The organism is Microbacterium sp. K27 (assembly GCF_004794435.1).
Lineage (GTDB): Bacteria > Actinomycetota > Actinomycetes > Actinomycetales > Microbacteriaceae > Microbacterium > Microbacterium maritypicum_A.
Genome location: NZ_SSDK01000047.1, coordinates 151,855 through 178,509, shown reverse-complemented (window position 1 = coordinate 178,509; position 26,655 = coordinate 151,855). Strand labels below are relative to the sequence as shown.

Below are 26,655 nucleotides of genomic sequence, written 5' to 3'. Positions count from 1 at the left end.
TTTACGCAGAGCTTCCTATGCGCGAGCCGGAAACGAGCACCCTTCGGAGGCCCATCAGAAGCGCGCCAGGACGTCGTCCACACCCGCGCGGAAACGCGGGCAGGTGGCGATGTCGTGCGCGCGGCAGCCCATCGCGTGCTCGGTCATCTCGCGCGATCGACGCATCTCCTCCATACGGCGATCGATGTCGTCCAGGTGCTGCTGCAACACCTGGTGCCGCCCGGCGCTCCCGTCGTCGAGCAGCACCGCGATCTGTTCGAGGCTCATCCCCGCTGCCTTGCTGCGCTGGATCACGGCGATGCGCACGACCTCGTCCTCGCCGTAGCGCCGCCGCCCTGAGGAGTCGCGCGGAGGAGTGAGCAGCCCCACCGACTCCCAGTGCCGCAGCACGTTCGTCGGCAGCTCGAAGCGCTCGGCCACGTCGCCGACGGACCAGGGGTGCGCATCGCTTGACTTCATGTTGACATGAAGTCACAGACTGACGGGGAAAGCAACCCCGCCACCGGAAGGACCCCCATGTACGACGCCATCGTGATCGGCGCAGGACCGGCAGGACTCCAGGCCGCCCTGACCCTCGGACGGATGCACCGCTCGACTCTGCTCCTGGATTCGGGCGAGTACCGCAACGGCACCGTCCTGCACATGCACAACATGATCGGCGCGGACGGGATGCCACCGTCGGAGCTGCGCGCGACCGCCCGCGCCGAGCTCGCGGAGTACGACGACGTGGAGATCCGCGACGCGGCGGCGACGAGCGTCTCGGGCGTCGAGGGCGCGTTCGTCGTGGGCGTGTCCGACGGCATCGTCGCGGAGGGCCGTCGGGTCGTCCTCGCCACGGGCGTCGCCGACGATCTTCCCGATGTCCCGGGGCTGCACGACCTGTGGGGCACATTCGCCTTCAGCTGCCCGTTCTGCGACGGACACGAGCATGCCGGCAGGGACATCGCCATCATCGGCGCCGCACCTCGGGCCGAGCACCTCATCGGCCTGTTGGGTCGGATCGCCGGGAACATCACCGTCGCACCCGTCGGGGAGGAGTTCGCAGACGACGAGATCCGAACTCTCGAGGCGAAAGGCGCGCAGGTGCGCCGCACGCCGGTCACCTCCGTCGAGAAGGTCGACGGAGGTGTCCGCGTTCACACGGACACCGACGAGAGCGTCGTCGACGGCGTCTTCATCTCCGCCGGGGAGATGCGCCAGCGGTCGCCGTTCGCCGCCCAGCTCGGACTGGGAATGCTCGACTCCGGGTGCATCGAGATCGACGAGTTCGGACGCACCTCGCGCCCCGGCGTCTTCGCTGCAGGCGACCTCGCGCACCGCGCGACCCTTCCCGGGCCCATGGCCTCAGTGCTGCTGGCCGCGGCTGCCGGTCAGCTCGCGGCGGTCGGCATCATCCAGTCGCTGCTGGCCGCTGAGCACTGACCGCGCTCGAATCGCGCGAAGGGCGCCGTCCGTCATCAGGACGGCGCCCTTCGCGCGATTCGAGGACGGGGATCAGACGGCCCCGACATCGACGGCGCCGCCGGTCGCCGCAGGCTCGGCGTACGCGACCTCGCGCCAGACGTCGCCGACGCGCTCGAACGAGGTGACGCTCGACAGGGCGCAGCGTCGGGTGCGCGGATCGTGCCGGAGCGGAAGCCCCGCGACGCGGAGGTGGGTGATCCAGATCGGCGCCTGGTGCGACACCATCACGACGTCGCCGTCGGGCGCCGCGTCCCAGGCTTCGTCCATGACACCGAGCATCCGCTCCGCGATGGACGAGTAGGGCTCGCCCCAGCTGGGCAGCGAAGGCTGCCGCAGGTGCCACCAGTTCATGGGATTCATCAGCGAGCGACGCATCTGCGTCCCCTCGAACACGTTCGTCGGCTCGATCAGACGGATGTCGATCTCCGGCACGAGGTCGAAGCGCTCGGCGAACGGCTCTGCCGACTCCTGCGCGCGTTCGAGCGGCGATGCGTAGAGCGCGGAGACGGGACGGTCGAGCGCCGCCACATGGTCGGCGGCCGCTGCGGCCATCCCCCGGCCCGCGTCGCTCAGGTGGTAGTCGGGAAGACGACCGTAGAGCACGCGGGCCGGATTGTGCACCTCGCCGTGTCGGACGAGGTGCAACCGGGACGCCGTCATCTCACGCCTTGCTGTAGCGCGAATCCCCGAAGCCGAGGATCAGGTACCCGATGTACGGGAAGAGGAACAGCAGGAAGAACGAGAAGACCCCGCCCTTGTTGAAGCGCTCGCCGAGCTTGAACGCGACGATGATCGCGAGGATCAGGTTCGCGATCGGGATGAGGTAGAGCAGTGCGAACCAGCCGGACAATCCGGCGATCTTCACCAGGAAGACGAGGTTCACGATCGGGATGATCGCGAGGATGCCGGGGTATCCGGCCTTCGTGAAGACCTTCCACAGCCCGATGGCGACGAGGATGTAGAAGACGAGCGCGATCAGGCCCGTGGTACCGGAGAAGATCGATGCGTAGAGATCGGAGATGCCGTTGTTGTCCACGTGCACCCTTTCTGTGTAAGAGCTGTGTCGTGGCGATCCTACTGATATGCCGGCCCGGGGGCGGGTGACCGGGCCGAAGACCTCCCGACCGCCCCCGTAGAATGGGCGGGTTCCCCATTTCCCAGATCAGAAGGAATACTCCGTGCTTCGCACCCACTCGGCAGGCTCTCTGCGAGCCGAGCACATCGGTCAGACCGTCACCCTCTCGGGTTGGGTCGATCGCCGTCGTGACCACGGAGGAGTCGCTTTCATCGATCTGCGGGACGCCTCCGGCATCGCCCAGGTCGTCATCCGCGACGAGGAGATCGCCCACCCGCTGCGCAACGAGTTCGTGCTGAAGGTGACCGGCGAGGTCTCTCTGCGCCCCGAGGGCAACGCGAACCCGAACCTGCCCACGGGCGAGGTCGAGCTCATCGCGACCGACGTCGAGGTGCTGAACGAGTCCGCGCCTCTGCCCTTCCAGGTCTCCACGGCCCTCGCCGAGACCGAGACCGTGGGCGAGGAAGCCCGCCTCAAGTACCGCTACCTCGACCTGCGCCGCCCGGCCCCGGCCGCTGCTCTGCGTCTGCGCTCGAACGTGTACAAGGCGATCCGCGACGTGCTGCACGCCGACGACTTCACCGAGGTCGAGACCCCGACCCTCACCCGCTCGACGCCTGAGGGCGCCCGTGACTTCCTGGTGCCCGCTCGTCTGAGCCCCGGCAGCTGGTACGCCCTGCCGCAGTCCCCCCAGCTGTTCAAGCAGCTGTTGATGGTCGGCGGCGTCGAGAAGTACTTCCAGATCGCGCGCTGCTACCGCGACGAGGACTTCCGCGCCGACCGGCAGCCGGAGTTCACGCAGCTCGACATCGAGATGAGCTTCGTCGACCAGGAAGACGTGATCACCCTCATGGAGTCGCTCATCGTGGCGATGTGGGCGACGATCGGCGTCGAGGTGGCCACGCCCCTGCCGCGCATGACCTACGCCGACGCCATGGCCAAGTACGGCTCCGACAAGCCCGACCTGCGCTTCGGCCTCGAGCTCGTCGACGCGACCGAGTACTTCCAGAACACCCCGTTCCGCGTCTTCCAGGCCGAGTACGTCGGTGCGGTGCGTATGCCCGGCGGCGCCTCGCAGCCGCGCAAGCAGCTCGACGCCTGGCAGGACTGGGCCAAGCAGCGCGGCGCACGCGGCCTCGCCTACGTCCTGTTCAACGAGGACGGCACGCTCGGTGGCCCCGCCGCGAAGAACCTGTCCGAGGCCGAGCAGGCCGGGCTCGCCGAGCTCGTCGGCGCCGAAGCCGGAGACTGCGTCTTCTTCGCCGCCGGTTCGACCAAGGAGAGCCGTGCGCTGCTCGGCGCCGCGCGCGTCGAGATCGGCCGCCGGCTCGGTTACCTGAACCCCGACGAGTTCGCGTTCACCTGGGTCGTCGATGCTCCGATGTTCGAGCCGGCAGCCGACGCCGTGGCCTCCGGCGACGTCGCCGTCGGCGCGGGTGCCTGGACGGCCGTGCACCACGCGTTCACCGGCCCGAAGCCCGAGTTCCAGGACACGTTCGACACCGACCCCGGCTCCGCTCTCGCCTACGCCTACGACATCGTCTGCAACGGCTCCGAGCTCGGTGGCGGCTCGATCCGCATCCACCGCGAAGACGTGCAGAAGCGTGTGTTCGAGGTCATGGGCATCAGCGACGAGCAGGCCGACGAGCAGTTCGGCTTCCTGCTCGACGCGTTCAAGTTCGGCGCACCGCCCCACGGCGGGATCGCACTCGGCATGGACCGCGTGCTGCAGCACCTGACCAAGACCGAGTCGATCCGCGAGGTCATCGCGTTCCCGAAGTCGGGCAACGGCTTCGACCCGCTGACCTCCGCCCCGGCACCGATCACCGACGCGCAGCGCGCCGAGGCCGGTGTCGACTACGAGCCCGAGGACGACGAGGCCTGACGCCCACCGCCTCGCGCGAGCTCAGGCACACACGCCGGATCAGGCGGTTCTGCGAAGAACCTGCCTGATCCGGCGTTTCTGCCTGATCCCCCAGGCCGCGCGCCGCAGAGCATCTCGAGCCTAGGACGAGAGCGCCGCGAACGCGGGAACGATGTTCTCGTTCCACACGTCGACGCCGAGCTTCGCGATCAGTGCGACCACGACGACGAGGAAGACCACGCGGATGAAGGTGGTCCCGCGCGAGATCGCCATCCGCGAGCCGAGGTAGCTGCCGGCGACGTTCGCGACCGCGAGGATGCCACCGAGCAGCCACAGCACGGCGCCGTGAGGGATGAACAGCATGAGCGCCCCCGCGTTCGTCGCGAGGTTGACGATCTTGGCCTTGGCGCTCGCCTGCAGGAAGTCGTAGCCGAGCAGCGCGACCAGGGTGATCACGAGGAAGGTCCCGGTCCCCGGTCCGATCATGCCGTCGTAGAAGCCGATGCCGAGCCCCGCGGCACCCGCCATGATGTGGTGCTTGTGGCCGTGGAACCGCAACTGGGTCGCGGCGCCCATCTGCGGACGGAACGCGGTGAACAGTGCCACCGCGAGCAGCGCGATCACGATGATCGGCTTGAACGCGGCCGGCGGCAGCACCGTCGCGACGGCTGCTCCGCCGAAGGACCCGATCAACGCGATGATCGCCATCGGCACGGCAGTGCGCAGGTCGGGTCTGGCTCGTCGGTAGTAGGTCACACTGCTGGTCGCGGTGCCGAACACCGAGGCGAGCTTGTTGGTGGCGAGCGCCTGCACCGGGGAGATGCCGGGGATCAGCAGCAGCGCCGGAAGCTGCAGCAGCCCTCCCCCGCCGACGACCGCGTCGATCCAGCCGGCGCAGAACGCGGCGATCACCACGAGCAGCAGCACCCCCCACGTGAGCTGCTCGAGTCCGAGCACGGCGCCGATATCCACCTCGCCATGATTCCAGAGAGTCGGCACGACCCCCGCATCCGCGCTCGCACCGGACGCGGGCGCTGGCAGACTGGAGGCATGCTCGACGCCCTCCCGCTGCCCCAGCCGCTCGAATCGCGTATCGGAACCGCGCTCCTGCGCCGTGCGACGGTCGACGACACGGATGCCGTGATCACACTGCTCGCCGACGACCCGATCAGCGCGGCCCGCGGCGATGTGGCGTCCGACGAGGATGGTCCCGCGTACGCACGCGGGCTCGTCGAGATCCTGGCAGAGCCGTCGAACGATCTGCTCGTGGTCGAGCTCGACGGCACGATCGTCGGCACGCTGCAGCTCACCTCGATCCCCGGGATGGCGCGCCGCGGCGCGCGGCGGCTGCTCGTCGAGGCCGTGCGCGTGCAGAGCAGTCTGCGCTCGTCGGGCATCGGCTCCGCCGTGATGCGCTGGGTGGGCGAATCCGCGGCTCCCGCGGTCGGCGCGACGATGGTGCAGCTCACCTCCGATGCCGCCCGCACCGACGCGCACCGCTTCTACGAGCGGCTCGGCTACGTCGGCTCGCACCGCGGCTTCAAGTACAGCGTGCCGCAGGGCTGAGCTCCGCGGCCCTGTTCGGCCACCGGCTCGCCACCGTCCGTTCACCAGACCCGCGACGGGCGGCAACCTGCGCCTCATAGTGTCCTCTCGCAACCCGAAACCGGCTCACAGCGCCGGACACCGAGAGGACACTCATGGCTCGCTTCACCCGCCGCGCGCGCATCGGCGCCGGCATCGCCCTGGCCACCACGGCCGCACTCGCACTCACGGCCTGCTCCGGCGCAGCTGACGCGACCGGCGGAGGCAGCTCCGACGTCGACGCCTCCGCCGCGACCTCTGTCACCGACTTCGGCACCTTCGCCGACCTCGAGGCTGCAGCCAAGGCCGAAGGCTCGCTCAACGTCATCGCGCTCCCCCGCGACTGGGCGAACTACGGCGAGATCCTCGACCTGTTCGCCGAGAAGTACCCCGAGATCACCATCAACGAGGCCTCCCCCGACGTCTCGAGCGCCGAGGAGATCCAGGCCGCGAAGACGAACGAGGGACTCGACACCGCGCCCGACGTGTTCGACATCGGCCTCACGGTCGCCCTGCAGAACACCGACGTCTTCGCGCCGTACAAGGTGCAGACGTGGGATGACATCCCCGAGGAGCTGAAGGAGCCCACCGGCCTCTTCGTCGGCGACTACGGCGGGTACATGTCGATCGGCTACGACTCGTCGAAGTTCGACGCTCCGGCCGAACTCTCCGACCTGCTCTCGGCCGACTACAAGGGCGCCGTCGCGATCAACGGCGACCCGACCCAGGCCGGTGCGGCCTTCGCCGCCGTCGGCCTCGCCACCGTGCAGTCCGACGGCACGCTCGACGACTTCCAGCCGGGCATCGACTTCTTCTCCGAGCTGCAGAAGGCCGGAAACCTGCTCAAGGTCGACGTGACCACCGCGACGATCGCGAGCGGCGAGACCCCCGTCGTGTTCGACTGGGACTACCTGAACGCCTCGCACACGGCCGACAACAAGGACTGGAAGGTCGTCGTGTTCGACGGCACCGGTTACGCCGGGTACTACAACCAGGCCATCAACGCCGACGCCCCGCACCCGGCTGCTGCCCGCCTGTGGCAGGAGTTCCTCTACAGCGACGAGGTGCAGAACCTCTGGCTGAAGGGCGGCGCCCGTCCGGTGCGCATGGAGGCCATGACCGACGCCGGCACGATCGACGCCGACCTCGCTGCGGCACTCCCCGAGGCACCGGCGGAGACGGTCGTCCCGACCGAGGAGCAGTCGACGAACGCCGGCACGCTGCTCGGCGAGAAGTGGGCCTCGGCGGTCCAGTGACCACCCTCACCGCAACGGGGGCGGACGCCGCGGCATCCGCCCCCACCACCTCCGCCGGGTCCTCGCCGCACGCGAGGGCCCGGCGGTCCGCTCCGTCCTTCGCCTGGCTCGGGCTCGTTCCGTTCGCCGCATACGTCGTGCTCTTCCTGGCGGTGCCGACGATCCTGTCGATCGGCTCCGGCTTCTTCACGAAGGACGGCTCCTTCACCTGGTCGAACATGTCGGCCCTCGCCGATCCCGTCGTGCTGAACACCTTCGCGAACTCCGCCGGGCTCTCGCTGCTCACCGCCGTGGTGGGTGCGCTCGTCGGTGCGCTCGTCTGCTACGCCCTGCTCGGCATGGACCCCGAAGGCCGAACGCGCTCGGCTGTGGACGCCGCGGCCGGTGTGCTCGCCCAGTTCGGCGGTGTCATGCTGGCGTTCGCCTTCATCGCGACCATCGGCATCCAGGGTGTCGTCACGGTCTTCCTGAAGGACTCGTTCGGCATCAACATCTTCGAGAACGGCACCTGGCTGTACGAGCTGCCCGGTCTCGTCCTTCCCTACTTCTACTTCCAGATCCCGCTCATGGTCATCACCTTCATGCCCGCCCTCGCCGCACTCAAGCCGCAGTGGGCCGAGGCCAACCTCACGCTCGGCGGCACCCGCGCGAGCTTCTGGCTGCGCATCGGCATCCCGGTGCTCGCGCCGTCGTTCCTCGCCAGCCTGCTGCTGCTGTTCGCGAACTCGTTCTCGTCGTACGCCACCGCCGCCGCCCTCGCCAGTCAGGGAGCGCAGATCGTGCCGCTGCAGATTCGCACTGCCCTCACGAGCGAGACGGTCCTCGGCCGCGAGAACCTCGCCGGCGCCCTCGCGCTCGGCATGATCGTGATCGTCGGGATCGTCATGGCCCTGTACTCCCTCGTGCAACGACGCGCGGCCCGGTGGCAGTCGTGAACCGGCTCGGTCCCTCCCTCGCGACCCGCGGGGTCATCGGCATCCTCGTCGGTGCGTTCTTCGCCGTTCCCCTGGTGTCGACGTTCCTCTTCACGCTGCGCGACCCCGAGGGCGGGCTGTCGTTCGCCCGCTGGATCGCGCTGTTCGACCCCGCGGCAGCCGCTACCCTGAGGCCGATCTGGGCGGGTCTGGGCAACTCCCTGATCCTGGCCGTCGTCACGGTGGCCATCGTGCTGCTCCTGCTCGCCCCCACCATGATCCTGGTGAACCTGCGCTTCCCCAAGCTCAAGCCCGCCTTCGAGTTCGCGGTGCTGCTGCCCATCTCCATCCCCGCCATCGTGCTCGTGGTCGGCCTCGCTCCCATCTACCTGCAGATCGGTCGCGCCTTCGGCACCGGCACCTGGACGCTCGCCTTCGCCTACGGGATCACCGTGCTGCCGTTCGCGTTCCGCTCGATCCAGGCGTCGATCGATGCCGCCGACCTGCGCACCCTCTCCGAGGCCGCACGGTCGCTCGGCGCCAGCTGGCCGACGGTCGTCCTCCGGGTGCTCGCTCCGAACCTCCGCCAGGGGCTGCTCGCCGCATCGCTCATCTCCATCGCGGTGGTGCTCGGCGAGTTCACGATCGCCTCGCTCCTGAACCGCCAGGTGTTCCAGACCGCCATGGTCGTCGTGAACAAACAGGATCCCTATGCGCCGGCGATCTTCACGCTGCTCGCGCTGGTGTTCGTCTTCCTCCTGCTCCTCGTCATCGGCCGCGTCGCCCGCGGTACCGGAAAGGCCCGCTCATGACCCTCGACCACGCGCTGCCGCGCACCAAGGACAACCTGCTGCTCTCGCAGGCGGGCGAGGGAACGCGCGTCGAGCTGCAGGGCATCGTCAAGAGCTACGGCGGCAACCGGGTGCTGCACGGTGTCGACCTGGACATCGCCCCCGGGGAGTTCGTCTCGCTCCTCGGCCCCTCCGGCTGCGGCAAGACCACGCTGCTGCGTGTGCTCGCCGGTCTCGAGGGTGCGGACGAGGGGGCCGTGCTCCTGGGCGGCGGAGACGTCTCCCGAGTGCCCACGAACAAGCGCGACATCGGGATGGTCTTCCAGTCGTACTCGCTCTTCCCGCACCTGCGGGTCGCCGAGAACACCGCCTTCGGCCTGCGCCGGCGCGGGATCGCGAAGGCGGAAGCCTCGCGCCGCGCCGTCGATGCCCTCGCGCTGGTCGGACTCGCCGACTTCGCCGATCGCTTTCCGCACCAACTCTCCGGCGGACAGCAGCAGCGGGTGGCGCTCGCCCGTGCGCTGGTGACCGAGCCCAAGGTGCTGCTTCTCGACGAACCGCTCTCCGCGCTCGACGCGAAGGTGCGCGTGCAGCTGCGCGACGAGATCCGCCGCATCCAGCTGCGCCTCGGCATCACGACCGTGTTCGTCACCCACGACCAGGAGGAGGCGCTGGCCGTCTCCGACCGGATCGCCGTGATGAACGACGGTCGTATCGAGCAGATCGGTTCCCCCGAACAGCTCTACACGATGCCCTCGACCGCCGGAGTCGCGGCTTTCGTCGGCCTGTCCAGCGTCGTAGCCGGGGTCGCCGAGGGCGATCATGTGATGGTCTGGGGGCAGCGGCTTCCTCTCCAGTCACGGGCGGACGGGCCGGTCGACGTGTATCTGCGACCGGAAAACGTCTACTTCGCATCCGAGGCCGACGCCGCAGCCGATGCCCTGGTCGAGGAGAGCACCTTCCTCGGCAGCATGCGTCGTACGCTCGTCCGCACCGAATCCGGTGAGCTCGTCCGGGTGCAGCATGCGCCGGGCACCCACCCCGCGTTCGGGGATCGGGTGCGCATCGCGATCGCTCCCGAGCCTGTCGCCGTGCACCCGCGCGGCTGACTCACCGCTCTTCCCCTGACATACCCCGGGCGCTAGCGTGAGGGCCGAGGGGCGGGGTTCCCTCCATCCGAGAGAGAAAGGACGCCTCATGGCAGGCACGTTCGAGCTGTACACCGACAAGTCCGGCGAGTACCGGTTCCGTCTGAAGGCCGGCAACGGCGAGGTCATCGCGATCAGCGAAGGCTACTCATCGAAGTCCGCCGCCCTGAACGGCATCGACTCCGTGCGTCGCAACGCCGCAGACGCCGAGGTCGTCGAGGCCGACTGAGCTCGACACCCACGTTCCACGCCGAGACCCCCTGTTGCAGACGTCTGCGACAGGGGGTCTCGGTGATTTCGATGGGTCTCGGCGACCCGGGATCTCGGATCAGAGGACGCGCGAGAGGAAGTCCTTCGTGCGCTGATGCTGAGGGTTGCCGAGAACCTCGCGCGGGTCGCCTTCCTCGACGATGTGCCCACCGTCCATGAAGATGAGGCGGGATCCGACTTCGCGTGCGAATCCCATCTCGTGCGTGACGACGAGCATCGTCATCCCCTCGTCGGCCAACGATCGCATGACCTGCAGCACCTCGCCGACCAGCTCGGGGTCGAGCGCCGAGGTGGGCTCGTCGAACAGCATCATGTCGGGGTTCATGCACAGTGCACGGGCGATCGCCACACGCTGCTGCTGCCCTCCCGACAGGTGCCCCGGGTAGGCGTCGGCCTTCTCGGCCAGACCCACGCGGGCGAGCATGGCGTGCGCGATCAGCTCGGCTTCCTTCTTCGACCGCTTCTTCACGCGCTGCTGGGCGATCGTGAGATTGCCCAGCACATCGAGGTGCGGGAAGAGGTTGAAGCTCTGGAAGACCATGCCGATGCGGGTGCGCACGCGGTCGATGTCGACGTCGGGGTCGGTGATGTCGATCCCCTCGATCAGCACCTTGCCGCCGGTCGGCTCCTCGAGCAGGTTCACCGAACGCAGCAGCGTCGACTTGCCCGAGCCCGAGGGTCCGATCACGCACACGACCTCGCCCTTGGTGACGGTGAGGTCGATGCCCTTGAGCACCTCGTTGTCGCCGAACGACTTCACGAGCCCCTGCACGTCGATCGCGGGGGCGTGGACATCAATCAGGTCGGTGATCATCGCTGCCTCGACATCCGTCGCTCCAGCCACGCACTGAAGCGCGTGAGCGGGATCGTCACGATCAGGTACAGGATCGCCGCCATGATCAGCGGCGTTCCGTTCGCGTTCTGCGTGCTCGCATCGCGGGCGAAGGTCGTGAGCTCCTTCGACCAGATGAACGAACCCGCCACGAAGAGCAGCGACGTGTCCTTCAGCAGCAGCACGAACTCGTTGGTCAGGGGAGGAATGATGATCCGGAACCCCTGCGGCACGATGATCCAGAACGTCGTCTTCATGGGCGACATGCCGAGGGAGCGCGCCGCCTCGGTCTGGCCCTTCGGAACGGCCTGGATGCCCGCACGGATCGTCTCGGCCATGTATGCCGAGGCGACGAGGACGAGACCGATGAGACCGAGCACGACGGGTCCGCCCAGCTTCGTGCCGGGCACGCCCAGCGCGATCGGCAGGATGAACGCGATGCCGAAGATCGTGAGGATCGCGGGGAGCCCCCGGAACAACTCGATCCAGCACGTCGCGATCCACCGGAACGGCGCGATGGTCGACAGCTTCATCAGTGCCAGCACGACTCCGAGCAGCAGCCCCCCGGCGAAGGCAACGGCCGTGAACCACAGCGTGTTGACCAACGCGGTCGTGATGATCCCGGGGAACATCTTCGCCGCGACTTCAGGATTGAAGAACAGCGGGCCGATCTTCGCCCAGTCGGTGCTCACGATCGCCCAGACGGCGATCGCGATCAGCACCACGTAGACCGTGTAGCGATACAGCTTGCTCTTGGTGGTACGCCTCAACGCCATCGTCGAGGACCTCCCGCTCTACCGACCCCGCCGGTCACTTGGCCGCGAGGTACTCGTCGTAGATCTTCTGGTATCCGCCGTCGTCCTGGAGCTCCTTGAGCGCCTTGTTGACCGCGTCGCGCAGCTCGTCCTTCTCGCCCTTGGCGAAGGCGAAGCCGTACGACTCGTCGGTCGGGTACGTCTCGACGATCTTGTAGTCGGGGTCGTCCTGCTCGTGCACGTAGTTGACGGGCTGGTCCTGCAGGATGGCGTCGATCTGACCCGCCTGCATGGCCGGCCACAGCTCACCGTCCGAGGGGTACTGCACCAGCTGCGCACCCGGAGCATTCTCGCCCGCGTAGGTCTCGCCGGTGGTGCCCTGCTGCACGCCGACGTTCTTGCCGTCGAGGTCGTCGATCGACTTGATGTCCGAGTCGGCGCGCACGAGGAGCGACTGCAGCGAGTCGACGTACGGATCGGAGAAGTCGATGTTCGCCTTGCGCTCGTCGGTGATGGTCATCGCAGAGGCACCGATGTCGCACGTGCCGGCGGCGAGCGTGGTGCCGGACTGGAGCGCGTCGAAGCCCACGTCCTGCACGGCGAGCTTCAGGTCGATCTTCTCGGCGATCGCACTGAGCAGGTCGATGTCGAAGCCGGAGTAGCCGGTCTCGCTGGAGGGGTCCTCGACCTCGAACGGCGGGTAGGGGACGTCGGAGCACACGGTGAGCGTTCCGGCCTCGACGAGACCGTACTTGTCGTCGGCGGCGGGAGCGTCACTGCTTCCCGCGTCGGATGATCCGGTGGCGCAGCCGGCGAGCGCGAGGGTGGCCGTCGCCACGAGGGCGAGGCCGGCGATGAGGTTGCGACGAGGCATGTCGGCTCCTGTGAGTCGAGGGCACGGAGGCCCGCTGACGGGTAGGAGTTCATCTAAACATGCGGCTCGTCGGGTGACCAATGACATCGGCATCCGCGCGCATTACGTTTGTGTTGCAAGTACGCCCCGATCACACGTGGAAACCGAGTTCCTGGGACGGTGCGACGCGGTGTCAGACCTCGAAGTCGACGGCGACGCGCGAGGCGACGACCGATCGGATGTACGCGGCGACCTCGGCGTGCGCGGGGTGCACCTGGTACTCGTCGATCGCCGCGACCGAGGGGAAGTCCGCGACGAGCGTGACGTCCCAGTTCGCCTCCGGATAGGCGACGTTCGCGCCGGCGGAGATGGAGAGGAGCTGCGGGACGACACCGTCGAGAGCGTTCAGCCGGCGAGCGACCTCGGCAGCCTGGGCACCGCGCTCGGCGGCGTCTTCGGCGGCGAGCTTCCAGGTCACGACATGGCGGATCGTCACAGGGCTTCCTTCAGTTCGGTCGGGGATTCACCACGGAGTGCGCCTTCGAGCGCCTCTCGCAGCCGGTCGGGCGAGACGCGCCAATGCGCGTGCAGCTCGCCGTCGATCAGCACGACCGGGATCTTCTCCCACCACAGCTCGTACAGGGCGGGATCGTCCTGGATCGACGCCTCCACGATCTCGATCTGCTCGGCGGCGGCGTCGGGCAGCTCGGCGACGACGGCATCGATGACGTCGGAGGCGACGTCGCACAGATGGCAGTCGGGCTTGCCGATCAGAGTCAGCGTGGTCACGCCGACGGCACCTCGACCGCGCGGCCCTGGGCGATCCACTCGCCGGTGCCGCCCTCGACGTTCGTGGCGTCGTAACCGCGCGACTCCAGAGCCTCGACCACACGAGCCGAGCGCCCGCCTGCCTGGCAGATGACGTCGAACGCCTCGGCAGGCAGCTCTTCCAGCCGGTTGCCGATCTCGGACATCGGGATGTTGACGGCCCCCGGCACATGACCGGCAGCGAACTCGTCCACCTCCCGCACATCGATGAGCGGGGTACCGGTGCGCTCGGCGAGCTCGGTGACGGTGATCGACTTCATGACATCCTCTCGGCGGGACGGAGATGCGGCCGGAGACACAAAGCGCCCGTCCGAAGACAGGCGCTCGTGTCTGGTCGCTTACTTCTTGTTGCGACGCTGGTGGCGAGTCTTACGAAGCAGCTTGCGGTGCTTCTTCTTCGCCATGCGCTTGCGGCGCTTCTTGATGACAGAACCCACGGAAACCTCACTAAGTCAGTGGCTGGGTGTCGCCGAAATCGGACACCCGGGTACGGGCACGGAAAATGCCTCGGGTCAGTCTAGCAAACCCGAAGGCGTCGCCTGTCACACGCATCGACCGCCCACCGGCGGCGGAGCACGAGAAGGCGATCGACGTCAGCCGACGTCGGCGATCGGGCGCTGCAGCGCATCAGCCACAGCGGACTCGGGTACGCGATAGCTGCGCCCGAAACGGACGGCCGGCAACTCCCCCGCATGGACCAGCCGATACACGGTCATCTTGGACACGCGCATGAGCTCTGCGACCTCAGCAACCGTGAGGAATCGGACGTCAGGAACCTCGGGCATCCCACGTACCCCTTTCTCGATGTGCACACTCTATGTGGTAGCTGGGACGCGTGTAAACCTCTGTGACTCGTGTGATCAGTGAGGTGCGACAGACCGCGAGAACTCAGGTTCAGCCGGACTTCTTCACCTTCGCCGACCGCTCCCTGGCCTCCCGCCATGCCTGACGCTCGATCTTGCGGGCCGCCCGCAGAGCCTTCTCAGCCTCGCGCACCGCCTTCTGCGCCTCTTTGAGCCGACGATCCCCGGACACCTCGGCCGGGTCGATGTCGATCCACTCCGCCGCCTCGGCGTGCAGCTCTCCGCGGTCGAGGCCCGCAATGTACGCCGTGACCCCGTCGAGGGTCCGCTCGACGGCGAACCGGAACGGATCGGCCGTCGAGGTGAACACATCGTCTTCGATCGCGCGACGGAGCGCGGGGAACTCCTCGGCCGTGATCACCCGATCGAAGAGAGCGGCTTCGTTCGCGGCCACCTCATCGGGGGTGAGTCCCGTGCCGCGGGACTGCTCGGTGTAGCCGGCCTGCACGATCCCGCACCAGCGGGCATGCCCGGTCACCGCGAGCGCGACGGCCATGCGCTCTTCCGTCGTCAGCGCGGTGCCGTCGAGAGCGGCGAGCCCGGCATCCAGCCAGGCCGAGCTGTTCGGGGTGATCGGCGATCCGGTGATCGGCAGGGACAGCATCCAGGGATGGCGCAGGTAGAGCTTGACCTGCTCTTCATACAGGGCGATCAGTCGTCCGCGCCAGCCGTCGGCCTCGAGGTGGCTCTGCGGCGGCAGCCCCGTCGCCTCTTCCTGCATCAGCAGCAGCAGATCGTCCTTCGCCGTCACGTATCGGTACAGCGACATCGGCGTGAATCCGAGCCGCGCCGCGACCGCGGCCATCGACACGGCGCCGATCCCCTCGGCATCCGCCAGCTCGACGGCGGCGTCGACGATCTTCTCGACGCTCATCTCGCGCTTGGGACCACGCTGCGGGTTCGCGGCGACACCCCACGCCAGCGCGATCCCGCGTGGCAGCTCCGGCGGCTCCGTCTCAGTCATGCGCTCATCCTACTTCTGTTTATTAGCTAAACAGTGTGTTACGGTCATACACAGTTGCGTTGGTGATACACAGTTTTCTACATACACAGAAAGGAGCGCCTGATGGAGACAGCCATCGAGGTGCAGGGGCTGCGCAAGGCCTTCGGGAACAAGACCGTCGTCGACGGACTGGATTTCGCGGTCGCCCGCGGCGAGGTCTTCGCCCTGCTCGGGCCGAACGGCGCCGGCAAGACCACGACGATCAACATCCTCACCACCCTCACCGCGGCAGACGCCGGCTCGGCGCGGGTCGCCGGCTGGGACATCGGGACGCAGGCGATCGAGGTCCGGAGACGGATCAGCCTCACCGGCCAGGCGGCAGCCGTCGACGATGCACTGAGCGCGCCCGAGAACGTCGTCATGTTCGCGCGGCTCGCCGGGCTCGGACGGGCAGCCGCGCGACGACGTGCCGCCGACCTGATCGACCAGTTCGATCTCACGGATGCCGCCTCCCGCATGGTGCGCACGTTCTCCGGCGGAATGCGACGTCGCCTCGACCTCGCCCTGAGCTTCGTGGTGACGCCGGAGGTGCTGTTCCTCGACGAGCCCACCACGGGTCTGGACACCCGCAGCCGTCGCAGGCTGTGGGACATCATCCGCATGCTGGCGAACGCGGGGACGACGGTCTTCCTCACCACCCAGTACCTGGAGGAGGCCGATCAGCTGGCAGACCGCATCGCCGTGCTGCACGACGGCAGGGTCGCCGCCCTCGGCACGCCTGCCGCATTGAAGGCGCGCGTCGGCAGAGACACCGTCGAACTCCACGACCGCCGCGGCGAGCTTCGCCGGCAGATCCCCACCGATGGCACGGTCGCCGACCTCCGGCGAGCGCTCGACCTGCTCGACGAAGACGGAGAGGACGGCACCGTGACCCTGCGCCGCCCCACCCTCGACGACGTGTTCCTCGCCGTCACCGCGGCCGCCCCCATCGACCACCCCGTGAAGGAGCTCGCATGAACATCACCCTCGCCGCCCCTCGCTCCGCGGCACCTGCCCTCCCCGCCCCTTCACCGCGCCCGCGCCTGCGAGGCCTCACCGCCGAGGCGGTGTTCGTCGGTCGCAGCCTGCGCCACTCGCTGAGAGACGGCGAATCGCTGCTCATGGCGATCATGCTGCCCGTCATGCTCATGCTCATGTTCACGTGGGTGTTCGGCGGAGCGATCGATCCGTCCGGCGCCTACGTCGACTACGTGGTGCCCGGCATCATCCTCACCTGCGCGGGGTTCGGAGCCTCCTCCACCGCCGTGTATGTCGCGAACGACATGCGCACCGGCATCATCGACCGGTTCCGCACGATGCCGCTGCGAGCGGGGGCGGTGCTGACCGGGCACGTCGTCGCGAGCGTGCTGCGCAACCTCATCGCCACGGCGATCGTGATCGGCGTGGGAGTGCTCGTGGGCTTCCGTCCGAGCGCGAACGCAGCGGAGTGGGTGGGGCTCGCCGCCCTGATCGCGCTGTACATCCTCGCGATCACGTATCTGTTCGCCGCCATCGGCCTTGCCGCAGGAAGCCCGGAAGGGGCGAACGGCTACGGCTTCGTGCTGCTCTTCCTCCCCTACCTGTCCAGTGCGTTCGTCCCGGTGGCGAGCATGCCGGAGTGGTTGCAGCCGGTGGCCGCGAATCAGCCGATCACACCCATCGTGGAGACGATCCGCGGGCTGCTCACTGATGCTCCCGTGCAGAGCGAGGCGTGGTGGGCGATCGGCTGGTGCGTCGTCATCCTCGCGATCGCAGTCGCCTGGGGCGCGTGGCTCTTCCGCCGCAAAGCCGGGCGACGCTGAGCGGACCCGCGGCAGCGGGCATCCCCGCGAAGACATATCCCCGCGGAGCCCACATCCCAGCGGAGACATAGGCGTTCTGCGGCTTTCGCTCATCTGCCGCTGGGACTGTTGACGCAGGGCTCGTGCCGGCACCGCCGAGTCCGCCCCGGGTGTGGGGACCCGCACCTCGCCCCTGACGACAAGCCCCCCTGTCGTCAGGGGCGAGTCGTTGCGGGTCTCCGCCAGCTGACGGGGAGATCGCGCATCACCAGAACGCTGTCGATCTGCGCGGCGCCCTGCGGAAGACCGTCGAAGAACGACGACCTGGCCTCGTTCACGCGGCCCGCCTCCACGGCCCAGCGCGCCGCGGACAGCTCTACGGCCTCCGCTCCCCTGCCGTCGCGTCGCGGCGACCAGCCGGTGGCGCCCGCCCGGTAGAACCGTGAAGCGTCGCCCACTGTCGGGAAGAGCGAGCTCTCCCATTCCTCCGACACCTCGATGTCTGCGGAGACGCTCGCGTCGGACGCCTGCATCCGGACCTGGATTCGCGAGTCGGTCTCGTCGATGTCGAACCGCGCGCGCCGCTGCACGCCGGGGAAGAACCGACCCCCGCCGATGACGGGCACGATGTCCGAGGAGTGCCGCTCGATCACGTAGACGCCCGTGCGCGTGGTCCCGCCCTCGTCCCACTCGACCGCGAACCGGTGCGCGGCGTTCTCCGTGGAGATGCCCCACCGCGGTCGCAGCCAACCGGGACGCAGCTCCGTCAGCGCGATCAGGCACACCCCGCCGACCGCGCTCCCGTCGATGAGCTGCGGGCGGAAGGGGGCGGGGATCATCTCGCCGGCCACCGACGGATCGACCCGATACGTCAGCAGCAGACGGCGCCGCATACGGCCGCGAAGTGTGCGCATGAGGAGGTTCATGCCTAGAATTTAACAGCTTTGCTAAATAGCTACAAGCCTTTGATGCGGTCGTTCGGCGTCGCTCGAACCGTCACGCTCCGAGCCGCTTGAGCGCGTTCGCGACGACGTGCTTCGCGGAGGCGGCCGCCCGTCCGACGACCTCGGCGGCATGCGCCGCGCTTTCGGGAACCGCGTGGTAATCGATGTCGGGTGCGCTGTCGCCGTAGGCGTCGACCAGGAACGGCACCAGCCAGTCGTCCACGACTTCGAGCGGCTCGACCGCGAGGCTGTAGAAACGGCGCTGACCGTCTTCGCGCACGGTGACCAGCTCGGCGTCGCGCAGCACCTTCAGGTGCTTCGACACGGTGGGCTGGCTGATGCCCAGATCGGCGACGATCTGGCTGACGCTGGTGCCGGCCTCCCCTTCGGTCGTGCGCCGCAGCAGGAGCTGGAGGATGTCTCGCCTCGTACCGTCTGCGATCACGTCGAAGATGTCCGTCATGAGTTCAGGGTAGTCGTCCCCGGCACGGAGTACCATGACGAAGGCTCGGCGACAGGCGCCGTGCGGTCGCTCGGCGCGACCGAAGGAGAAACCAGAGGGGGCAGCGATGTCGGGCATCGTTTCGGCGTCGTCCCCGCGGCAGAGCCTGAAGAGTGCGGCCGGATGGGTCAAGCACCTCGTCACCTCGTCGCCGTCGCGCTTCGCGATCGTCGTCTTCGCGCTGCTGATCCTCGTGTTCACGGTTCTCCTCTCCCTGCCGATCGCCTCCGCGAGCGGCACGGTCACGCCGCTGAGCGACGCCCTCTTCACCGCTGTCTCCACCATCTGCGTCACCGGACTCGCAACGGTCGACATGGCCAACTACTGGTCCCCCTTCGGACACGTCGTGGTGTTCCTCGGCGTGAACATCGGCGCCCTGGGTGTCCTCACCCTCGCGTCTCTCATGGGCATGCTGATCTCGAAGCGCCTCGGCCTGCGTGCCAAGCTGATGGCCGCCGGCGACACGAATCCGATGCGCGCGCACGGCGGCGTGGTCAACGAGAGCCAGACCGTGCGGCTCGGCGAAGTCGGCCAGCTGCTGACCACCGTCGCCGTCTCGGCGCTCATCATCGAAGCGTCGCTCGCGATCCTCCTCTATCCCGCGCTCGTGATGGCCGGGGTCGACCCGATCGCGGCGCTCTGGGAGGCGCCCTACTTCGCGGCGATGGCGTTCACGAACACCGGCTTCGCTCCCAACGACGGCGGCGTCGCGGTGTTCGCCGACGACTACCTGGTGCTCTCACTCCTCATGGTGGGCGTCTTCCTCGGCAGCATCGGCTTCCCCGTCATCTACACGCTCGCCAAGCACGTCTGGCACGTGAAGCGCTGGTCCCTGCACACCAAGCTCACCCTCGTCACGACCATCCTCCTGTTCATCCTGGGCGCGGCCGTCTTCGTCATCCTCGAGTTCAACAACCCGAAGACCTTCGGCTCCATGGACGCCACCGACACCACCTTCCAGGCGTTCTTCCTCTCGGCGATGACCAGATCCGGCGGTTTCAACGTGATCGAGATGGACGACCTGAACGGGTCCTCCCTGCTCGCGGCCAGCATGCTGATGTTCGTCGGCGGCGGCTCGGCGTCGACGGCCGGCGGCATCAAGGTGACCACCCTCGCCGTGCTCGCCATCGCCGTGTGGTCCGAGGCCAAGGGCCGTCAGTCCGTCGAGGCGTTCGGCCGCCGCATCCCGAGCGACGTGCAGCGCGTGGCCCTCAGCGTCGTCGCGTGGGGGGCCACGATCGTCGCGCTGTCGACGATCGTCATCGCCCAGATAACCAAGGCCGATATCAGCCACGTGCTGTTCGACGTGATCTCGGCGTTCGGCACGGTCGGCCTGTCGACGGGGCTCACCGCGGAACTTCCCGATTCGGCCTCGTACGTGATGGCCGCGACCATCTTCATGGGCCGCGTTGGTACAGTGACACTCGCCGCGGCGGTCGCCGCGACATCGCGAACGCAGTACTACTCACTGCCCGTGGAAAGGCCGATCGTTGGTTGAAGTCCTGCGGGGCGACGCTCCCGTCCTCGTCATCGGTCTCGGCAGGTTCGGCGCTGCCTGCGCCGGCGAGCTCGATCGCCTCGACCGCGAGGTGCTCGCGATCGACGACAACCTCGAACTCGTGCAGAAGTGGTCCGACCGGGTCACGCACACCGTGCAGGCCGACGCGAAGAACATCGACGCGCTGCGTCAGATCGGCGCCCAGGACTTCCAGGTCGCGGTCGTCGCCGTCGGATCCTCGATCGAGGCGTCGGTGCTGATCACCGCGAACCTCGTCGACCTTAAGGTGCCGCAGATCTGGGCCAAGGCCGTCTCCCAGTCGCACGGCAAGATCCTCGCCCGTGTCGGCGCCAACCACGTCATCTACCCCGAGCGCGAAGCGGGTGAGCGCGTGGCGCACCTCGTGAGCGGACGGATGCTCGACTTCATCCGCTTCGACGACGACTTCGTCCTCGCCAAGATGTACCCGCCGAAGTTCATCCGCGGCGTCGGACTGAACGAGTCCGGCGTGCGATCCAAGTACAAGGTCACCGTCGTCGGGGTGAAGAGTCCGGGCAAGCCGTTCCGCTACGCCGAGGCGAACACGATCGTGACGAACCACGACCTCATCATCGTCTCGGGCACCAACAGCGACATCGAGCGCTTCGCCGGCCTCGACCGCTGACGACGCGTCGTCCGGTCTGCCGACTCCCCCTCGCGGCGGATGTGAGGGTCCGCGTCGTCGTGATGGGATGGGACCCATGACCGACCACACCGCGGCTCCTCCCGTCCTCGCCCTTCGCGGGCTTCGCAAGCAGTTCGGGCAGAAGGTCGCCGTCGACAGTCTCTCCCTCGACGTGCCGGCCGGATCCATGCTGGGGCTGCTCGGCCCGAACGGGGCGGGCAAGACCACCACCCTCGCGATGGCCACGGGCCTGCTGCGTCCCGATGCGGGAACCGCCTGGGTGCTCGGCGCGGACGTGTGGCAGAACCCCGCCGAGGCGAAAGCGCGTATGGGCGTGCTGCCCGACGGCATCCGCATGCTCGACCGACTGACCGGCGCCGAGTTGCTGCGATACACCGGGCTCCTGCGCGGCATGGCCGAGGCGGACGTCGTCTCCCGGACCGTCGACCTGCTCGAGGCCCTCGGGCTCGCCGACGCCCGCGACACGCTCGTCGTCGACTACTCCGCGGGCATGCGCAAGAAGATCGGACTCGCCTGCGCGCTGATCCACGCTCCGCGCCTGCTCATCCTCGACGAGCCGCTCGAGGCCGTGGACCCGGTGTCGGGCGAGACGATCCGGCAGATCCTGCGATCGTTCGTCGACGGCGGCGGCACTGTCGTGCTTTCCAGCCACGTGATGGAACTCGTCGAATCGATGTGCGACAGAGTCGCCATCGTCGCAGAGGGACGCCTGCTCGCGCACGGCCCGCTCGACGAGGTGCGAGCCGGCCTCTCCCTGCAGCAGCGCTTCCTCACGCTCGTGGGGGCGCACGACCTCGGAACGGAGACGCTCGCATGGTTGCGCTCCTCGTAAGTCTGCGCTGGCGGCAGCTCCGCCATCAGTTGTCCCGCAATCCCTGGATGATCGTCACCTTGATCATCACGGGCATGGTGGCGCTCGGGCTCCTCGCCGGGCTCACCGCCGGACTCGTCGCGCTGCGCTTCGCCGCGCCCGACGGCGCCGTCACCGCCATCGTGCTCACCGGCTCGGTGATCGTGCTCGGGTGGTGGATCGGGTCGATCCTGGTCAGCGCCGACGACTCGCTCGCTCCGGAGCGCTTCGCTCTGCTGCCCGTGACCGCACCCGCACTGCTGCCGGGTTTCGTCGTCGCCGGAGCCACGACCATCGGTGGTATCGGCACCACGGTCGCCCTGCTGCTGATGCTGCTCGGCTGGTCGGTCAGCATGCCCGCTCTGTTGAGCGCCGTGATCATGATCCCGGTGGCCGTCGTCACCTGTGTGCTCGGTGCCCGCGTGGTGAGCGGCCTCCTCGCCGGCTGGCTGGCGCGCCGCAGCACACGCGACCTGGTGCTGACCCTCGGCGTGCTGCTCGCCGCCTCGTCCGGCCTCATCCTCAACCTGGGGATCGGGGCCTTGACCAGGGTCGGTGACGTCGGAGAGGCGTTCACCACCATCGCCGACATCGCCGCCTGGACACCGGTGGGTGCCGTATTCGGGGTGTCCGCCTCGGCCGCACAGGGTGACATCCTCACCGCCGCGCTCCGCCTGCTGATCGCCCTCGCGACGGTGGTCGTGCTGTGGTTCGCGTCGCAGCGGCTGCTGGCCGCGCGACTCGTCTCGCCGATCCAGAGCAGCGGGGGCGGACGGGTGCGTTCCGGCGGTCTGCTCGACCGGGTGCTGCCGGCGAACTCGATGGGGGCGATCGCCGCACGGTCGCTGCGCTACTTCCGTCGTGATCCGCGCCAACTGGTCAACATCGTGATGCTCCTGCTGCTGCCGGCGATCTTCATCGGCATCGCGCTGATGAACGGTCTGCAGGAGGAGGCGATCGGCTTCGCCCCGGCCATCACCCTGATCCCCGCGATCAACGCCCTGCTCGCCGGAACAATCGTGCAGATGGCGATCGCCTACGACAACGATGCCGTCGCCATCCACATCCTCACCGGGGTCAGCGGTGCCGCCGACCGCGCGGGACGCCTGCTCGGCTTCGGGCTGATCGCGGTTCCGGTGACGATCGTGCTGTGCGTGGCGACCTGCCTCCTCGCCGGACGTCCCGACCTGCTGCCGGGCAGTCTCGGCGCCGCTCTCGGCCTGACGGCGATCGCCGGCGGCGCCGGTGCATGGGTGGGGAGCTTCCTCCCCGGACGCGCACCCGCCCCGGAGGCGAATCCCTTCGGACGCGGCTCGTCCGGAGGAGTGCAGTCGTTGCTCGCGATGATCATCATCGGTCCGATCACGCTCGCCCTCGGTGCCCCCGCACTCGGATTCGCGATCGCGGCGATCTGGAACCCCGCCCTCGGCTGGGTCAGCCTCGCATGCGGCATCGCGTTCGGCGGACTGACGATCTGGGGTGGAACCGTGCTCGGCGGGAGGGTCCTGGATCGTCGCTGGCCCGAGGTGCTCGCCGACGTGTCCAGCGAGAGCTGAGCGAGACCGGAACCCGTCAGGCGTCGATGTCGAGGGTGATCTCGACCACGTCGCCCACTCCGACGCCCTCGCGGTCCTGGAGCGCCTTCTTGATCGGCACGATGTACCCGCCGTCCTTCGGCCACAGGGCGGTGGTCACCGTGGTCTCACCGACAGTGACCGATGCGGGGATCATGCCCCACCCGTACGTGACGACGGAAGCGATCTCGTGGATCAGCTCGCTCTCGGCGGCTGGCACCGTGACGAAATGGAAGGGCGCGGGACCGCGCCAGTACCAGATCGCGCCCTCGATCCGCAGTCGCATCACTCACGCCCCGGCGGCGAGTTCCCTGGCACGCGCGAGAGCCGCAGCGGCGGCATCGGCGAAGGTGCGTTCGAGATGCGCGTCCTGCAGCACGGCGACCGCACGCTCGGTCGTCCCCTTCGGACTGGTGACCCGACGACGAAGTTCCGTCGGGTCCTCGCCCGAGGCGTCGAGCAGCGCCGTCGCGCCGATGAACGTCTGCTCGACCATCAGGCGGGCGTCGGCGTCGTCGAACCCCATGCCCACCGCGGCCTTCGTGAACTCCTCGATCAGCAGGTAGACGTACGCCGGACCGGAGCCCGAGATCGTCGACAGCGCATCGATCTGCGACTCGGGCACCTCGACCACGGCTCCGACGGTCTGGAAGAGGCGACGCACCAGAGCCAGGTCATCGTCCGAGACCGCGGCGCCTGCCGCGATTCCCGTGACCCCCTTGCGGACGGTCGACGGGGTGTTGGGCATGGAGCGGATGACGCGGGCATCCGCACCGAGCACGTCGGCGAAGGTCTGCAGCGTGACGCCGGCGGCGACGCTCACCACGATCGTGTCGGCGGCGAGGTGCGGGGCGATCTCGCGGAGCAGGTCGGGCACCATGGCCGGCTTCACGCCGACCAGCACGATGCGGGCGCCCTCCACCGCCTCGGCGTTGCCGTCCGGCCGCTCGGCGAGCGCGATGCTCGTGACGCCGTCGAGCCCGGCGAATGCCTCCGCCTTCTCCGCGGTGCGGTTCGTCGCGGCGATGCCGCCGTCGATGGGGATACCCGAGGCGACCACCCCACGGAGGATCGCACCACCCATCGAGCCGGCACCGAGGAAAGCGAGCGAAGGAAGCGAGTCAGCCATGTCGTCATCCTACGGCGGGCACTCCGACATCCTCGGGCGGGCGGTTCTAGACTCGTCCCATGAGTGCATCCGGAGGCAACAAGGCCATCGTCGCGGCGTTCCTGGCGAACATGGGCATCGCCCTCGCGAAGTTCATCGCCTGGGCCCTCTCCGGGTCTGCCTCGATGCTCGCGGAGGCGATCCACTCCGTCGCCGACTCCGGAAACCAGCTGCTGCTGATGCTGGGAGGGCGCAAGGCCCGACGCGAGGCCGACCGTGCGCACCCGTTCGGGTACGGGCGAGAGCGCTACGTCTACGCCTTCGTCGTCTCGATCATCCTCTTCTCGGTCGGCGGCCTCTTCGCGATCTACGAAGGCGTCGAGAAGCTCACGAATCCGCACGAGCTCGACAAGACGTGGTGGTGGCTGCCGCTCGTCGTGCTCGTCGTCGCGATCGGGCTCGAATCCTTCTCGCTGCGCACCGCCGTGCGCGAGAGCAACCTCGTGCGGGAGAAGGGCCAGTCGTGGGTGTCGTTCGTGCGCCGTTCGAAGGCACCTGAGCTCCCGGTCGTGCTGCTCGAAGACGTGGGAGCGCTGACCGGCCTCACGTTCGCCCTTCTCGGCGTCGGCCTCACCCTCATCACGGGCAACCCGATGTTCGATGCACTCGGCACCGTGATGATCGGTGTGCTGCTGGTGCTGATCGCGATCGTGCTGGGCGTCGAGACGAAGAGCCTCCTGGTCGGTGAAGGCGCGACGCAGGCGGACCACGACCGTATCGTGGACGCGATCAACGCGGGCGACGAGATCGAGAAGATCATCCACATGAAGACGCTCTACCTCGGCCCGGACGAACTGATGGTCGCCGCGAAGATCGCCCTGAACGCCGACAAGCCGCTGCGCGAGGCCGCCGACGACATCAACGCGATCGAGGCCCGTATCCGCGAGGCCGTTCCGGTGGCGCGGATCGTCTACATCGAGCCCGACGTGTACCGCCCGGCGATCGACCCCGAGCCCTCGACCGACGTCTTCGTGCTGAAGTCGTCCGACTGAGCGGGGCTCGACTCAGCGACGCTGCTCGAAGAACGAACGCAGCACCGCTGTGGCCGCGTCGGCCTGGACGCCGCCGATGACCTCGGCCCGGTAAGGCAGCCGGCGATCGCGCAGCACGTCGTACATGGACCCGGCCGCGCCGGCCTTGTCGTCCCAGGCTCCGAACACCACACGGCCGACGCGGGACTGCAGGATGGCACCGGCACACATGATGCACGGCTCGAGGGTGACCACGAGCGTGTGCCCGTCGAGGTTCCAGGAACCGACGGACGCCGCCGCGCGCCGCAGCGCCTCGATCTCGGCGTGACCGGTCGGATCGTGGGTCTCCTCGCGGGTGTTGCGCCCTTCGGCGATGATCCGCCCTCCCCCGTCGATCACGACGGCACCGACGGGGATCTCGGATGCCGCGGCCGCCTCGGCGGCGAGCACGAGGGCGCGCTGCATCGCGAGGTCGTCTGCAGCGGTCATGCGTCGAGCCTACGACAGCCGCCGAGCGCGGGCGGAGCTTCGATGTCGTGCCCGACCGCGCGGCGCATTACCCTGTATCCATGCGTGTTCACGTGGCCGACCACCCTCTCATCACTCACAAGCTCTCGGTACTGCGCGATGCGCGCACGCCGTCGCCGGTCTTCCGGCAGCTCACGGAGGAGCTCGTCACGCTGCTCGCGTACGAGGCGACACGCAACGTGAAGGTCAGCCCGATCGAGATCACGACCCCGGTGACCACCACGACGGGCGTGAAGATCTCGGAGCCGCGACCGATCGTCGTGCCGATCCTGCGTGCCGGTCTCGGCATGCTCGAAGGCCTCGTGAAGCTGCTCCCGACCGCCGAGGTCGGCTTTCTCGGCATGGTGCGCGACGAGACCACGTTCGAGCCGACGACCTACGCCGAGCGTCTGCCCGACGATCTGAGCGACCGTCAGTGCTTCGCGATCGACCCGATGCTCGCGACCGGGGGTTCGCTGGCCGCCGCGATCCAGTTCCTGTTCGACCGCGGTGCGAAGGACGTCACGGCGATCTGCCTGCTCGGCACCCCGGAGGGCGTCGCCGCGATCGAGGCGATGGCGGGCGACCGCGATGTGACCCTCGTGCTCGGCGCGCTCGACGAGCGCCTCGACGAGAAGGGGTACATCGTGCCCGGACTCGGCGACGCCGGCGATCGGCTCTACGGCACGGTCTGAC

General features: G+C 68.4%; 34 protein-coding genes. 16 read left to right on the top strand and 18 right to left on the bottom strand.

The features are described 5' to 3' along the window. Positions 1-54: 54 nt before the first annotated feature. Positions 55-459: a MerR family transcriptional regulator gene (locus DW307_RS17665; protein WP_031206901.1), complete on the bottom strand. Its 405-nt coding sequence runs from the start codon at positions 457-459 to the stop codon at positions 55-57. Between the two features lie 57 nt (positions 460-516). Between DW307_RS17665 and DW307_RS17660 the strand changes: the two genes are divergently transcribed. Then, positions 517-1,422, top strand: coding sequence for an NAD(P)/FAD-dependent oxidoreductase (locus tag DW307_RS17660; RefSeq protein WP_136025344.1), 906 nt, complete (start codon positions 517-519; stop codon positions 1,420-1,422). 72 nt (positions 1,423-1,494) lie between these two features. On the opposite strand, the gene DW307_RS17655 is transcribed toward DW307_RS17660, so the two are convergent. Together DW307_RS17655 and DW307_RS17650 are read right to left on the bottom strand one after the other, a co-directional pair. After that, positions 1,495-2,124 (bottom strand): histidine phosphatase family protein, encoded by a 630-nt coding sequence (locus DW307_RS17655; protein WP_136025343.1) that lies wholly within the window; start codon positions 2,122-2,124, stop codon positions 1,495-1,497. A gap of 1 nt (position 2,125) precedes the next feature. Then, a complete protein-coding gene (locus DW307_RS17650; RefSeq protein WP_021198042.1) occupies positions 2,126-2,506 on the bottom strand; it encodes a DUF5684 domain-containing protein in 381 nt (126 codons plus the stop codon). Between the two features lie 136 nt (positions 2,507-2,642). Between DW307_RS17650 and aspS the strand changes: the two genes are divergently transcribed. After that, on the top strand, positions 2,643-4,424 hold the full coding sequence (gene aspS, locus DW307_RS17645; RefSeq protein ID WP_136025342.1) for an aspartate--tRNA ligase: 1,782 nt from the start codon (positions 2,643-2,645) through the stop codon (positions 4,422-4,424). A 120-nt stretch (positions 4,425-4,544) separates the two neighbouring features. Here aspS and DW307_RS17640 read toward each other — a convergent pair whose 3' ends face one another. Then, positions 4,545-5,375, bottom strand: coding sequence for a sulfite exporter TauE/SafE family protein (locus DW307_RS17640; RefSeq protein WP_136025341.1), 831 nt, complete (start codon positions 5,373-5,375; stop codon positions 4,545-4,547). A gap of 78 nt (positions 5,376-5,453) precedes the next feature. On the opposite strand from DW307_RS17640, the gene DW307_RS17635 reads away from it, so the two are divergent. The 6 genes from DW307_RS17635 to DW307_RS17610 all read left to right on the top strand — a co-directional run bounded on the left by DW307_RS17635 (position 5,454) and on the right by DW307_RS17610 (position 10,325). Further along, complete coding sequence (locus DW307_RS17635) at positions 5,454-5,969, top strand: GNAT family N-acetyltransferase (protein ID WP_136025340.1); 516 nt, start codon at positions 5,454-5,456, stop codon at positions 5,967-5,969. 134 nt (positions 5,970-6,103) lie between these two features. Beyond that, on the top strand, positions 6,104-7,243 hold the full coding sequence (locus tag DW307_RS17630) for an ABC transporter substrate-binding protein (RefSeq protein WP_136025339.1): 1,140 nt from the start codon (positions 6,104-6,106) through the stop codon (positions 7,241-7,243). Next, entirely contained in the window at positions 7,240-8,178 is a 939-nt protein-coding gene (locus tag DW307_RS17625) for an ABC transporter permease (RefSeq protein ID WP_235045202.1), read from the top strand. Before DW307_RS17630 ends, DW307_RS17625 begins: the two co-directional genes overlap by 4 nt. Then, positions 8,175-8,969: an ABC transporter permease gene (locus DW307_RS17620; protein ID WP_136025370.1), complete on the top strand. Its 795-nt coding sequence runs from the start codon at positions 8,175-8,177 to the stop codon at positions 8,967-8,969. The genes DW307_RS17625 and DW307_RS17620 overlap by 4 nt, the downstream gene beginning before the upstream one ends. Further along, positions 8,966-10,057: an ABC transporter ATP-binding protein gene (locus DW307_RS17615; RefSeq protein ID WP_136025338.1), complete on the top strand. Its 1,092-nt coding sequence runs from the start codon at positions 8,966-8,968 to the stop codon at positions 10,055-10,057. Before DW307_RS17620 ends, DW307_RS17615 begins: the two co-directional genes overlap by 4 nt. Positions 10,058-10,145: 88 nt before the next feature. Further along, on the top strand, positions 10,146-10,325 hold the full coding sequence (locus DW307_RS17610) for a YegP family protein (RefSeq protein WP_017828129.1): 180 nt from the start codon (positions 10,146-10,148) through the stop codon (positions 10,323-10,325). A gap of 99 nt (positions 10,326-10,424) precedes the next feature. On the opposite strand, the gene DW307_RS17605 is transcribed toward DW307_RS17610, so the two are convergent. The 9 genes from DW307_RS17605 to DW307_RS17565 form a co-directional block, all read right to left on the bottom strand. Next, positions 10,425-11,180: an amino acid ABC transporter ATP-binding protein gene (locus DW307_RS17605; protein WP_029259770.1), complete on the bottom strand. Its 756-nt coding sequence runs from the start codon at positions 11,178-11,180 to the stop codon at positions 10,425-10,427. Further along, positions 11,177-11,974 (bottom strand): amino acid ABC transporter permease, encoded by a 798-nt coding sequence (locus tag DW307_RS17600; protein ID WP_136025337.1) that lies wholly within the window; start codon positions 11,972-11,974, stop codon positions 11,177-11,179. Before DW307_RS17600 ends, DW307_RS17605 begins: the two co-directional genes overlap by 4 nt. 34 nt (positions 11,975-12,008) lie before the next feature. After that, entirely contained in the window at positions 12,009-12,827 is an 819-nt protein-coding gene (locus DW307_RS17595; RefSeq protein WP_021198054.1) for a basic amino acid ABC transporter substrate-binding protein, read from the bottom strand. 172 nt (positions 12,828-12,999) lie between these two features. Then, positions 13,000-13,302, bottom strand: a complete 303-nt coding sequence (locus tag DW307_RS17590) for a Dabb family protein (protein ID WP_021198055.1) — start codon at positions 13,300-13,302, stop codon at positions 13,000-13,002. After that, positions 13,299-13,595 (bottom strand): glutaredoxin family protein, encoded by a 297-nt coding sequence (locus DW307_RS17585; RefSeq protein ID WP_021198056.1) that lies wholly within the window; start codon positions 13,593-13,595, stop codon positions 13,299-13,301. Before DW307_RS17585 ends, DW307_RS17590 begins: the two co-directional genes overlap by 4 nt. Continuing rightward, a complete protein-coding gene (locus DW307_RS17580) occupies positions 13,592-13,894 on the bottom strand; it encodes a rhodanese-like domain-containing protein (RefSeq protein ID WP_021198057.1) in 303 nt (100 codons plus the stop codon). Before DW307_RS17580 ends, DW307_RS17585 begins: the two co-directional genes overlap by 4 nt. A gap of 78 nt (positions 13,895-13,972) precedes the next feature. Next, positions 13,973-14,071 (bottom strand): 30S ribosomal protein bS22, encoded by a 99-nt coding sequence (locus tag DW307_RS17575; protein ID WP_003792170.1) that lies wholly within the window; start codon positions 14,069-14,071, stop codon positions 13,973-13,975. 156 nt (positions 14,072-14,227) lie between these two features. Next, positions 14,228-14,419: a helix-turn-helix domain-containing protein gene (locus DW307_RS17570; RefSeq protein ID WP_017204627.1), complete on the bottom strand. Its 192-nt coding sequence runs from the start codon at positions 14,417-14,419 to the stop codon at positions 14,228-14,230. Between the two features lie 109 nt (positions 14,420-14,528). Continuing rightward, a complete protein-coding gene (locus tag DW307_RS17565) occupies positions 14,529-15,461 on the bottom strand; it encodes a TetR/AcrR family transcriptional regulator (RefSeq protein ID WP_029259766.1) in 933 nt (310 codons plus the stop codon). Between the two features lie 102 nt (positions 15,462-15,563). Between DW307_RS17565 and DW307_RS17560 the strand changes: the two genes are divergently transcribed. Both DW307_RS17560 and DW307_RS17555 read left to right on the top strand, forming a co-directional pair. Further along, positions 15,564-16,457 carry an ATP-binding cassette domain-containing protein gene (locus DW307_RS17560; protein ID WP_205810537.1) on the top strand — a complete coding sequence of 298 codons (894 nt, stop codon included), beginning with the start codon at positions 15,564-15,566 and terminating at the stop codon, positions 16,455-16,457. Next, the gene (locus DW307_RS17555; protein WP_136025335.1) at positions 16,454-17,281 is read left to right on the top strand and encodes an ABC transporter permease; all 828 of its coding nucleotides are present in this window, start codon (positions 16,454-16,456) and stop codon (positions 17,279-17,281) included. The genes DW307_RS17560 and DW307_RS17555 overlap by 4 nt, the downstream gene beginning before the upstream one ends. A gap of 194 nt (positions 17,282-17,475) precedes the next feature. On the opposite strand, the gene DW307_RS17550 is transcribed toward DW307_RS17555, so the two are convergent. Together DW307_RS17550 and DW307_RS17545 are read right to left on the bottom strand one after the other, a co-directional pair. Next, positions 17,476-18,186: a DUF2071 domain-containing protein gene (locus tag DW307_RS17550; RefSeq protein WP_136025334.1), complete on the bottom strand. Its 711-nt coding sequence runs from the start codon at positions 18,184-18,186 to the stop codon at positions 17,476-17,478. Between the two features lie 70 nt (positions 18,187-18,256). After that, a complete protein-coding gene (locus tag DW307_RS17545) occupies positions 18,257-18,667 on the bottom strand; it encodes an ArsR/SmtB family transcription factor (protein WP_029259762.1) in 411 nt (136 codons plus the stop codon). A gap of 106 nt (positions 18,668-18,773) precedes the next feature. On the opposite strand from DW307_RS17545, the gene DW307_RS17540 reads away from it, so the two are divergent. The 4 genes from DW307_RS17540 (at position 18,774) to DW307_RS17525 (ending at position 23,295) form a co-directional block, all read left to right on the top strand. Beyond that, complete coding sequence (locus DW307_RS17540; protein ID WP_021198063.1) at positions 18,774-20,204, top strand: TrkH family potassium uptake protein; 1,431 nt, start codon at positions 18,774-18,776, stop codon at positions 20,202-20,204. Beyond that, a complete protein-coding gene (locus DW307_RS17535; protein ID WP_021198064.1) occupies positions 20,197-20,868 on the top strand; it encodes a potassium channel family protein in 672 nt (223 codons plus the stop codon). Before DW307_RS17540 ends, DW307_RS17535 begins: the two co-directional genes overlap by 8 nt. Before the next feature lie 76 nt (positions 20,869-20,944). Then, positions 20,945-21,721, top strand: coding sequence for an ABC transporter ATP-binding protein (locus DW307_RS17530; RefSeq protein WP_029259761.1), 777 nt, complete (start codon positions 20,945-20,947; stop codon positions 21,719-21,721). A 47-nt stretch (positions 21,722-21,768) separates the two neighbouring features. After that, positions 21,769-23,295, top strand: coding sequence for a hypothetical protein (locus tag DW307_RS17525; protein ID WP_240750750.1), 1,527 nt, complete (start codon positions 21,769-21,771; stop codon positions 23,293-23,295). 16 nt (positions 23,296-23,311) lie between these two features. On the opposite strand, the gene DW307_RS17520 is transcribed toward DW307_RS17525, so the two are convergent. Beyond that, a complete protein-coding gene (locus DW307_RS17520; RefSeq protein WP_029259759.1) occupies positions 23,312-23,599 on the bottom strand; it encodes a DUF1905 domain-containing protein in 288 nt (95 codons plus the stop codon). A gap of 3 nt (positions 23,600-23,602) precedes the next feature. Further along, on the bottom strand, positions 23,603-24,442 hold the full coding sequence (proC, locus tag DW307_RS17515) for a pyrroline-5-carboxylate reductase (RefSeq protein WP_021198068.1): 840 nt from the start codon (positions 24,440-24,442) through the stop codon (positions 23,603-23,605). 59 nt (positions 24,443-24,501) lie between these two features. On the opposite strand from proC, the gene DW307_RS17510 reads away from it, so the two are divergent. Then, on the top strand, positions 24,502-25,473 hold the full coding sequence (locus DW307_RS17510; protein WP_021198069.1) for a cation diffusion facilitator family transporter: 972 nt from the start codon (positions 24,502-24,504) through the stop codon (positions 25,471-25,473). A gap of 12 nt (positions 25,474-25,485) precedes the next feature. On the opposite strand, the gene tadA is transcribed toward DW307_RS17510, so the two are convergent. Further along, entirely contained in the window at positions 25,486-25,941 is a 456-nt protein-coding gene (gene tadA, locus DW307_RS17505) for a tRNA adenosine(34) deaminase TadA (protein ID WP_021198070.1), read from the bottom strand. A gap of 80 nt (positions 25,942-26,021) precedes the next feature. Here tadA and upp point away from each other — a divergent pair, with 80 nt between their 5' ends. Continuing rightward, positions 26,022-26,654, top strand: a complete 633-nt coding sequence (gene upp / locus DW307_RS17500; RefSeq protein WP_021198071.1) for a uracil phosphoribosyltransferase — start codon at positions 26,022-26,024, stop codon at positions 26,652-26,654. Position 26,655 lies beyond the last annotated feature (1 nt).

Bases quoted from the DNA above. Each gene is read 5' to 3' on its own strand.
- DW307_RS17600 (WP_136025337.1), bottom strand. From the start codon at position 11,974: ATGGCGTTGAGGCGTACCACCAAGAGCAAGCTGTATCGCTACACGGTC.
- DW307_RS17525 (WP_240750750.1), top strand. From the start codon at position 21,769: ATGATCGTCACCTTGATCATCACGGGCATGGTGGCGCTCGGGCTCCTC.
- DW307_RS17605 (WP_029259770.1), bottom strand. From the start codon at position 11,180: ATGATCACCGACCTGATTGATGTCCACGCCCCCGCGATCGACGTGCAG.
- DW307_RS17545 (WP_029259762.1), bottom strand. From the start codon at position 18,667: ATGACGGACATCTTCGACGTGATCGCAGACGGTACGAGGCGAGACATC.
- DW307_RS17610 (WP_017828129.1), top strand. From the start codon at position 10,146: ATGGCAGGCACGTTCGAGCTGTACACCGACAAGTCCGGCGAGTACCGG.
- DW307_RS17570 (WP_017204627.1), bottom strand. From the start codon at position 14,419: ATGCCCGAGGTTCCTGACGTCCGATTCCTCACGGTTGCTGAGGTCGCA.
- DW307_RS17580 (WP_021198057.1), bottom strand. From the start codon at position 13,894: ATGAAGTCGATCACCGTCACCGAGCTCGCCGAGCGCACCGGTACCCCG.
- DW307_RS17540 (WP_021198063.1), top strand. From the start codon at position 18,774: ATGTCGGGCATCGTTTCGGCGTCGTCCCCGCGGCAGAGCCTGAAGAGT.
- DW307_RS17655 (WP_136025343.1), bottom strand. From the start codon at position 2,124: ATGACGGCGTCCCGGTTGCACCTCGTCCGACACGGCGAGGTGCACAAT.
- DW307_RS17560 (WP_205810537.1), top strand. From the start codon at position 15,564: ATGGAGACAGCCATCGAGGTGCAGGGGCTGCGCAAGGCCTTCGGGAAC.
- DW307_RS17665 (WP_031206901.1), bottom strand. From the start codon at position 459: ATGAAGTCAAGCGATGCGCACCCCTGGTCCGTCGGCGACGTGGCCGAG.
- DW307_RS17550 (WP_136025334.1), bottom strand. From the start codon at position 18,186: ATGAACCTCCTCATGCGCACACTTCGCGGCCGTATGCGGCGCCGTCTG.
- DW307_RS17630 (WP_136025339.1), top strand. From the start codon at position 6,104: ATGGCTCGCTTCACCCGCCGCGCGCGCATCGGCGCCGGCATCGCCCTG.
- upp (WP_021198071.1), top strand. From the start codon at position 26,022: ATGCGTGTTCACGTGGCCGACCACCCTCTCATCACTCACAAGCTCTCG.
- DW307_RS17555 (WP_136025335.1), top strand. From the start codon at position 16,454: ATGAACATCACCCTCGCCGCCCCTCGCTCCGCGGCACCTGCCCTCCCC.
- DW307_RS17635 (WP_136025340.1), top strand. From the start codon at position 5,454: ATGCTCGACGCCCTCCCGCTGCCCCAGCCGCTCGAATCGCGTATCGGA.
- DW307_RS17510 (WP_021198069.1), top strand. From the start codon at position 24,502: ATGAGTGCATCCGGAGGCAACAAGGCCATCGTCGCGGCGTTCCTGGCG.
- DW307_RS17615 (WP_136025338.1), top strand. From the start codon at position 8,966: ATGACCCTCGACCACGCGCTGCCGCGCACCAAGGACAACCTGCTGCTC.
- tadA (WP_021198070.1), bottom strand. From the start codon at position 25,941: ATGACCGCTGCAGACGACCTCGCGATGCAGCGCGCCCTCGTGCTCGCC.
- DW307_RS17660 (WP_136025344.1), top strand. From the start codon at position 517: ATGTACGACGCCATCGTGATCGGCGCAGGACCGGCAGGACTCCAGGCC.
- DW307_RS17565 (WP_029259766.1), bottom strand. From the start codon at position 15,461: ATGACTGAGACGGAGCCGCCGGAGCTGCCACGCGGGATCGCGCTGGCG.
- proC (WP_021198068.1), bottom strand. From the start codon at position 24,442: ATGGCTGACTCGCTTCCTTCGCTCGCTTTCCTCGGTGCCGGCTCGATG.
- DW307_RS17520 (WP_029259759.1), bottom strand. From the start codon at position 23,599: ATGCGACTGCGGATCGAGGGCGCGATCTGGTACTGGCGCGGTCCCGCG.
- DW307_RS17530 (WP_029259761.1), top strand. From the start codon at position 20,945: ATGACCGACCACACCGCGGCTCCTCCCGTCCTCGCCCTTCGCGGGCTT.
- DW307_RS17595 (WP_021198054.1), bottom strand. From the start codon at position 12,827: ATGCCTCGTCGCAACCTCATCGCCGGCCTCGCCCTCGTGGCGACGGCC.